This is a genomic window from Streptomyces sp. NPDC054961 (assembly GCF_053609145.1).
The window spans coordinates 47,625-53,538 of record NZ_JBSGWY010000052.1 but is presented as its reverse complement, the minus strand read 5'-3'; the positions used below and the strand labels follow the sequence as shown (position 1 = coordinate 53,538).

6 protein-coding genes are annotated in these 5,914 nt (G+C 71.0%); 2 read left to right on the top strand and 4 right to left on the bottom strand.

The genetic code is table 11. The features are described 5' to 3' along the window. The 4 genes from ACWF9Z_RS32345 to ACWF9Z_RS32330 form a co-directional block, all read right to left on the bottom strand. Window positions 1-362 (bottom strand): homocysteine S-methyltransferase family protein (locus ACWF9Z_RS32345; RefSeq protein WP_453608239.1); only part of this gene is annotated, 362 nt, incomplete at its 3' end. Then, window positions 362-1,345, bottom strand: a complete 984-nt coding sequence (locus tag ACWF9Z_RS32340) for a carbohydrate kinase family protein (protein WP_453608236.1) — start codon at window positions 1,343-1,345, stop codon at window positions 362-364. The genes ACWF9Z_RS32345 and ACWF9Z_RS32340, both read right to left, overlap by 1 nt. 56 nt (window positions 1,346-1,401) lie before the next feature. Further along, entirely contained in the window at window positions 1,402-2,610 is a 1,209-nt protein-coding gene (metK, locus tag ACWF9Z_RS32335) for a methionine adenosyltransferase (protein ID WP_453608234.1), read from the bottom strand. Window positions 2,611-2,777: 167 nt separating this feature from the next. After that, window positions 2,778-4,550 carry a DHA2 family efflux MFS transporter permease subunit gene (locus ACWF9Z_RS32330; RefSeq protein WP_453608232.1) on the bottom strand — a complete coding sequence of 591 codons (1,773 nt, stop codon included), beginning with the start codon at window positions 4,548-4,550 and terminating at the stop codon, window positions 2,778-2,780. Window positions 4,551-4,740: 190 nt separating this feature from the next. On the opposite strand from ACWF9Z_RS32330, the gene ACWF9Z_RS32325 reads away from it, so the two are divergent. Next, a complete protein-coding gene (locus tag ACWF9Z_RS32325) occupies window positions 4,741-5,436 on the top strand; it encodes an N-acyl homoserine lactonase family protein (RefSeq protein ID WP_453608229.1) in 696 nt (231 codons plus the stop codon). Between the two features lie 10 nt (window positions 5,437-5,446). Next, entirely contained in the window at window positions 5,447-5,773 is a 327-nt protein-coding gene (locus ACWF9Z_RS32320) for an antibiotic biosynthesis monooxygenase family protein (RefSeq protein WP_453608226.1), read from the top strand. Window positions 5,774-5,914 lie beyond the last annotated feature (141 nt).

Below are 5,914 nucleotides of genomic sequence, written 5' to 3'. Positions count from 1 at the left end.
CCCGTCGAGGCCGTGAACTCGTCGGCGACCTCCCGCGCGATCCGGGCACCCGCCACCGACAGCTCGTGGTTGCGCTCCGCGATGTCGTACTCCGCGAGCGCCGCGTAGTTCGTGCCGAAGGTGTTGGTCTCCACGCAGTCCACACCGACCGAGAAGTACTCCCGGTGCACGTTCGCCACGATGTCCGGACGCGTCACGTTCAGGACCTCGTTGCAGCCTTCCAGCTGCTGGAAGTCCTCCATGGTCGGGTCCTGCGCCTGGAGCATCGTCCCCATGGCCCCGTCGGCCACCACCACACGGGTCGCCAGCGCTTGGCGGAGCGCTGCGACCCGGTCCGCCCGCGCCATCGGTTCCGGTGTCATCACAGCGCCCGCAGGCGGTGCGCGAGGTTCTCGACCGCGGCCGCGCCGTACCCGGCGGTCAGCCGCTCCAGGAGCGCCCCGGGGTCGAGCGCGTACTCCTGGGTGCCGCGGGACTCCAGGGCCAGCGCCGCCACCCCGCTGCCCAGCCGGGCCGCGTCCTCGTGCCCCAGGCCCCAGGCCAGCGCGGCCAGGAAACCCGAGCGGAAGGCATCGCCCGCGCCGGTCGGGTCGACCGTCCGGACGGAGGGCAGCGGGGGCACGCTCACCGGCGCCGCGTCGGCGCGGGAGATGCGCGATCCCTTGGAACCGTCGGTGGTGACCCAGGTTCCGACCCGGCTCAGGATCTGCTGCTCGGTCCAGCCGGAGCGCTCCTGGATGAGCACGGACTCGTACGCGTTGGTGAACAGGTGGCGCGGCCCGTCGAGCAGCGCGCGCACCTCGTCCCGCTCCAGCCGCGCCAGCTGCTGGGAGGGGTCGGCGACGAACGGGATCCCCAGGGCGACGCAGTCCCGGGTGTGGCGCAGCATCGCCGCGGGGTCGTTCGGGGAGACGACGACGAGGTCGACGGCGCCGGTGCGCCGCACGAGTTCCCCGAGGTCGATCTTGTGCGCCTCGGCCATCGCACCGGCGTAGAAGAAGCCGATCTGGTTCTGCTCGGTGTCCGAGGCGCACACGAAGCGGGCGGTGTGCAGGGTCTCGCTGACGCGCACGCCGTCGGTGTCGACGCCGTGCTCCTTGAGCCAGAGCTGGTGGTGGTCGCCGAAGTCCACCCCGGCGGCGCCGACCAGCAGCGGCGACAGGCCGAGCGAGCCGAGCCCGAAGGCGATGTTGGCGGCCACACCGCCGTGGCGGATCTCCAGCTCGTCCGTCAGCAGGGAGAGCGAGATCTTGTCCAGCTGCTCCGCGATGAGCTGATCGGCGAATTTTCGCGGAAAGGCCATCAGATGGTCTGTGGCGATGGAACCTGTCACTGCGATGCGCATGTCTGCTCTCCTCTGCCGACACGATGGGCGGCCGCGAGTCGCTCGTCGGGGTGGCTTCAGAGGCCGGCGGCCTCGCGCAGCTGCTGCGCGCGGTCGGTGCGTTCCCAGGTGAAGTCGGGGAGTTCGCGGCCGAAGTGGCCGTAGGCGGCGGTCTGGGCGTAGATCGGGCGCAGCAGGTCGAGGTCGCGGATGATCGCGGCCGGACGGAGGTCGAAGACCGCGTCGATGGCGTCCTGGATCTTCTGGACGGGGACCCGGTGGGTGCCGAAGGTCTCGACGAAGAGACCCACGGGCTCGGCTTTGCCGATGGCGTAGGCGACCTGGACTTCGCAGCGTGAGGCGAGGCCGGCGGCGACGACGTTCTTGGCGACCCAGCGCATGGCGTAGGCGGCGGAGCGGTCGACCTTGGAGGGGTCCTTGCCGGAGAAGGCGCCGCCGCCGTGGCGGGCCATACCGCCGTAGGTGTCGATGATGATCTTGCGGCCGGTGAGGCCGGCGTCGCCCATCGGGCCGCCGATCTCGAAGCGTCCGGTCGGGTTGACCAGCAGGCGGTAGCCCTCGGTCTCGAGCTTGATGCCGTCCTCGACGAGCTGCGCGAGGACGTGCTCCACGACGAACGCGCGGATGTCGGGGGTCAGGAGCGCGTCGAGGTCGATGTCGGCGGCGTGCTGGGTGGAGACGACCACGGTGTCGAGGCGGACGGGCTTGTCGCCGTCGTACTCGATGGTGACCTGCGTCTTGCCGTCGGGCCGCAGGTACGGCACGGTGCCGTCCTTGCGGACCTCGGTCAGGCGGCGCGAGAGGCGGTGCGCGATGTGGATCGGGAGCGGCATCAGCTCCGGGGTCTCGTCGGTCGCGTACCCGAACATCAGACCCTGGTCGCCGGCGCCCTGCTTGTCGAGCTCGTCCTCATCGCCCTCGACCCGCTTCTCGTACGCGGTGTCCACGCCCTGCGCGATGTCGGGGGACTGCGCGCCGATGGACACCGACACGCCGCAGGAGGCGCCGTCGAAGCCCTTGGCGGACGAGTCGTAGCCGATCTCCAGGATCGCCTCGCGGACGAGGGCGGGGATGTCGGCGTAGGCGCTGGTGGTGACCTCTCCGGCCACGTGCACCTGCCCTGTGGTGATCAGGGTTTCGACGGCCACGCGGGCCGTGGCGTCGTCCCGCAGGATCGCGTCGAGGATGGAGTCGCTGATCCTGTCGGCAATCTTGTCGGGGTGGCCTTCGGTCACGGACTCCGAGGTAAACAGGCGCAGGGACACGGACCCTCCAATGGGAAGCCAACGGGGCTTTGTCGGTCGGGCCAGGGTGGAGGCCCGTTCTTCAAAGTGACTCGAAGGCTGCTGAAGCCCGCACGACGCACAGGACCCCGGACCCGAGCGGCGTGCGCTCGGATCCGGGGTCCGCGGCCGAAGGGCGGGGCGGGAGGTCAGCTCTCGCCGGCGGCACGGACCGCCTGCGGTGCCTCTTCGCTCGCTCCGTCGGCAGGGGCGGCGCCCTCATCGCCGCCGGCCCATTCGGGCTCCCGCGGCCGCTTGGGCAGCAGGAACGTCAGCAGGAAGCCCAGGACGATGACGCCCACTTCGTACCAGAGGACCTTGCCGGTCGCCTTGGCGTAGCCTTCCTCGCGCGCCTTCACGGACGCGTCGGCCAGCGCCTTGCCGACCTTCTCGGCCGCACCGGCGGGCACGGCCGACGCGGGGACGATCTCCTTGCAGGCCTCGGGGACCTGCCCCGAGTCGCCCTCGTCCGAACTCGCCTTCGCACAGGCACGGAAGTTGACCGCGATCTGCTCCTGCGCGGGCTCCGCCACTCCGACGGCGGCGAGCTCCTTGCGTAGCTGTGGCAGCGCGGCGTCAGCGCCCGGCACCGCCTGCGAGGTGAGCAGGTTGAAGAAGAGCACGCCGATCACGGCGACACCCGCGGCCGCGCCGAGCTGGTCGGCGGTGCTGAGGACGCCCGAGCCGGAGCCCGCGTGCTCCACCGGCACCCCGCCGAGGACGATGTCCACGACCGGGGAGATGACGAAGCCGAGGCCGAGGCCGAGCACCGTGAGCGAGGGAGCCAGGTTCCAGCCGCCCACGTCGGCGCCGTAGTGGTTGATGGTCCAGATCAGGGCGACCATGCCGACACCCATGATCACCATGCCGATGCTGAGCACCTTGCGGCCCATCTTGAGCGCGAGCACCGCGGAGAAGGAAGCGGTGATCATCGCGCCGAAGGAGAACGGGATGGTGGCCAGACCGGAGGCCAGCGGCGAGAAGCCGAGGCCGACCTGGAGGTACAGGGTGAAGGGGAAGAACAGACCGGCGATGATCGCGAAGAAGCTCAGCATCACGATGAGGCCGGCCACGAAGGACCGCTCCTTGAAGAGGCTGGGCTCCACGAGCGCCGAACCGTCCCGCGCCGCCTTGCGGACCTCGTACACACCGAAGACCACGAACAGCGGGACCGAGCAGGCCATCGCGATGAACGTCCACGCGGGCCAGCCGGATTCGCCGCCCTGGATCAGCGGGAACAGCAGGGCCAGCAGGGCGGCCGTGATCAGCGCGACGCCGACCAGGTCCAGCCGCTTGATGTGATCCGAGCGCGACTCGCGCACGTACATCCCGACACCGATCAGCGCGACGATGCCGATCGGCACGTTGACCAGGAAGATCGGCCGCCAGGACCAGCCGATCAGGTCGGCGTTGACCAGGACGCCGCCGAGCAGCGGGCCGATCATCGCGGCGATCCCGGACAGGGCACCGAACAGGCCGAAAACGGCTGCTCGTTCCTTCGGCGGGAACGCCACCTGGAAGATCGAGAGACCTTGTGTCATCACCATGGCGCCGCCGAAGCCCTGCAGCACCCGCGCGGCGATCAGCATCTCCGTGCTCTGCGCGACACCGCACAGCAGCGACGCGAGCACGAACGAGACGATGCCCGCCGTCAGCAGGCGCTTGCGTCCGAGCATGTCGCCGACGCGGCCGACCGTGATCAGGCTGAGGGCGAAGGTGAGGGTGTAGGCAGCGGCAACCCACTGGAGCGCGGCTTTGCCCGCTCCCAGATCCGTCTGCAGCACGGGAAGCGCCACGTTCACGATCGTCGTGTCGATCAGGTCGAGGGCGATGGCCACGAGGATCACGGTGGCTGCACGCCACCGTTGCGGATCGGGCTCCGTCTCCCCTTCTTGGTACACCTTGTTCTCCGCCTCGGTCACGGTGGCTCTCCTTGATAGACGAGTGGCCGTCAGCAGTGTGGCGATGGCGACTCGAGGCGCGCTAGAGAGCGTGCCGGTCTGTTCCGGCCACAACGGCGCCCCCGGGCCGGGCTCCATCGGGAGTTGAGGAGCTACCCCGACCATGCCCCCGGGCAGCGGCGCCGGCCGCTCCGGAAGGGGACCTGCGGACATGAGGCTGTACCTGCTGAGGCTGGGCACCATCGCCGGACTGGAGGCGCCGGTACCCGGCTATCTGATCCGTACCGACGAGGGCGTGAACGTCCTCGTCGACACCGGCGCCCCCGTCGACCCGTCGCCCGGCGCGCGCATCCGCGTGGACGCCGGCCAGGACGTGGTGACCACGCTCGCGACGCTCGGACTGACGGCCGACGACATCTCCTACGTGGTCTGCTCGCACCTGGACCCCGACCACGCCGGCTTCCACGCGTCCTTCCCCGGCGCCGAGTTCGTCATCCAGCGCGCGCACCTCGAGCTCGCCCGCTCCGGAACCGACCCGCGCTTCGAGGCCACCCGCGCCCTGTGGGACCTCCCGCAGCTGAACTACCGGACCGTCGACGGCGACACCGAACTGCTGCCCGGCATCGAGCTGCTGGAATCCGGCGGCCACGTCCCCGGCCACCAGTCGGTACTGGTGCGCCTGCCCGGGACGGGCCCGGTGCTGCTGGCCGTCGACGCGATCCCCATGGCCATCGCCATGGACCCGGACGACCGGCCCGTCTTCCCCTTCGACCAGGACGAGAAGGCGGTCCGCGAGAGCACCCGCAAGCTCATCGGGGTCGCCTTCGACGAGAACGCCCTGATCGTCCACGGCCACGACGCCAAGCAGTGGGAGTCGCTGCGCGTGGCGCCCGAGTACTACGCCTAGGAGGATCGGCATGAGCGGCGAACGCATCCGGGTGGTCATCTACCTCCGCGCGCCCGAGGGCGAGGCGGAGCAGCTGGAGAAGACCTACCGCGAGATCAGCTGGGTACGGGGCGAAGGCGAGGGCACCGCGATCGCGGGCCTGATCCGCAGCGAGCTGCTCCGGGACGTCGACCGGCCCGGGGAGTACCTGCTGCACAGCGAGTGGGAGACCCTCGAGGCCTACCGCACCTGGCAGTTCGGACCCGACCACAAGGACAACCCCTCGGCGCTGCGGCCCTACCAGGACCGCTCCCGCGGCCGGCACTACGCCGTCTACGGGATCACCTCCGAGGACTGATCCCCCCGTCCGGAACGCACGGAGGGGGGGCCCGGGCCCCCCCCCCCGGGGGGCCCCCCGGGGGGGGGGGGCGCCGGGGGGGGGGGGGGGGCCGCCCCCCCCCGCCCCCCCCCCCCCCCCACCCCCCCCCGCGCCCGCGCG

What these genes read in the sequence shown, in the direction of transcription:
- ACWF9Z_RS32325 (WP_453608229.1), top strand. Translation starts at nt 4,741, where the DNA reads ATGAGGCTGTACCTGCTGAGGCTGGGCACCATCGCCGGACTGGAGGCG.
- ACWF9Z_RS32320 (WP_453608226.1), top strand. Translation starts at nt 5,447, where the DNA reads ATGAGCGGCGAACGCATCCGGGTGGTCATCTACCTCCGCGCGCCCGAG.
- ACWF9Z_RS32340 (WP_453608236.1), bottom strand. Translation starts at nt 1,345, where the DNA reads ATGCGCATCGCAGTGACAGGTTCCATCGCCACAGACCATCTGATGGCC.